The 1801-nt window shown below is 66.0% G+C and carries 2 protein-coding genes; both read left to right on the forward strand.

The window, feature by feature from the left end:
* A partial coding sequence (locus ACODSP_RS28165; protein ID WP_488968818.1) for an electron transfer flavoprotein subunit beta/FixA family protein occupies positions 1–681 on the forward strand: 681 nt, incomplete at its 5' end.
* Between the two features lie 200 nt (positions 682–881).
* The coding region (locus ACODSP_RS28170) for an electron transfer flavoprotein subunit alpha/FixB family protein (RefSeq protein ID WP_488968819.1) at positions 882–1801 on the forward strand (920 nt) is incomplete at its 3' end.

Consider the following 1801-nt stretch of genomic DNA (forward strand, 5'->3'; position numbering starts at 1 on the left):
AGCGGTGTCGAGCTTGCGAATGTGAAGATGTCGATGAACCCGTTTGACGAGATCGCGGTTGAAGAAGCCGTGCGGTTGAAGGAAGCGGGCAAGGCGACGGAGATCGTGGTTGTGTCGATCGGCCCGGCGGGCGCGCAGGAGACGATCCGGACCGCGCTGGCCATGGGCGGCGACCGGGGTATCCTGGTGCAGACCGACGCCGAGGTGCAGCCGCTGGCGGTGGCCAAGCTGCTGCGGGCCGTGGTGGCCAAGGAAGCGCCCGATCTGGTGATCCTGGGCAAGCAGGCCATCGATGATGACAGCAACCAGACGGGCCAGGCGCTGGCCGCCCTTCTGGGCTGGGGCCAGGGGACGTTTGCGTCCAAGGTTGTGCCGGGCGACGGCGCGGTTGCGGTCACGCGGGAGATCGATGGCGGGTTGGAGACGGTGTCGCTGAAGCTGCCGGCGGTGGTGACCACCGACCTGCGCCTGAACGAGCCGCGCTATGCCTCGTTGCCCAACATCATGAAGGCCAAGAAGAAGCCGATCGAGACGGTGGCCCCGGACGCGCTGGGCGTGGACATCACCCCGCGCCTGACGGTGCTGAAGGTGACGGAACCGGCCAAGCGCAAGGGCGGCGTCAAGGTCGCCTCGGTCGCCGAGCTGGTTGCCAAGCTGCGCGACGAAGCCCGCGTCATCTGATTTGCCCATAACAACCGCTTCGCTCCACGGACTTTCCTCTCCCCGTCATCCCGGCGCAAGCCGGGACCCAGGGTCACAGGCACTACGGCAGGGATAGCCGTTCTACGCTGCCGAGAGGTTGGGCCTGTGGCTCCTGGGTCCCGGCTTGCGCCGGGATGACGGGAAGGGAGGTGGTTCTCGATATTGAGGAGAAACCAATCATGAGCATTCTGGTTGTTGCAGAGCCCTCGACCGGCGCTGTGAAGAAGCCGACCCTGACCACGCTGGGGGCTGCTGCCAAGATCGGTGGGCAGACGCATGTGCTGGTCGCCGGAAGCGGCGTGGGCGAGGCCGCCAAGGCTGCGGCATCTGCGGCGGGTGTAGCCAAGGCGCTGGCCGCCGAGGGGGCTGAATATGCCAACCCGCTGGCCGAGAATTTCGCGCCGCTGGTGGTGGCCGCGGTGAAGGCAGGCGGCTACAGCCATGTGCTGTTTACCGCCACGACCTTCGGCAAGAACCTGGCCCCGCGCGTGGCAGCATTGCTGGACGTACAGCAGATCAGCGAGATCAGCGGCGTCATCGATGCCGACACGTTCGAGCGCCCGATCTATGCCGGCAACGCCATCGCCACGGTCAAGTCGTCGGACGCGATCAAGGTGATCACGGTGCGCGGCACAGCGTTTGAGGCGGCGGGTGAGACCGGCGGGGCCGGTGTGGTCGAGGCGTTGGGCGCCACGGGCGAGGCGGGCCTGTCCAGCTTTGTCAGCGCTGAGCTGACCAAGTCGGAGCGCCCGGAACTGACCTCTGCGCGCATCATCGTCTCGGGTGGTCGCGGCATGCAGTCGGGCGACAATTTCCCGATGCTGGACAAGCTGGCGGACAAGCTGGGTGCGGCGGTGGGTGCAAGCCGTGCGGCGGTCGATGCCGGTTTCGTGCCCAACGATTATCAGGTCGGCCAGACCGGCAAGATCGTGGCCCCGGAACTGTACATCGCTGTCGGCATCAGCGGTGCCATCCAGCATCTGGCCGGCATGAAGGACAGCAAGGTCATCGTCGCCATCAACAAGGACGAAGAAGCCCCCATGTTCCAGGTCGCCGATTACGGCATCGTCGGCGATCTGTTCAAGATCGTTCCGGAGCT

The organism is Niveispirillum sp. FG156, from assembly GCF_057809555.1.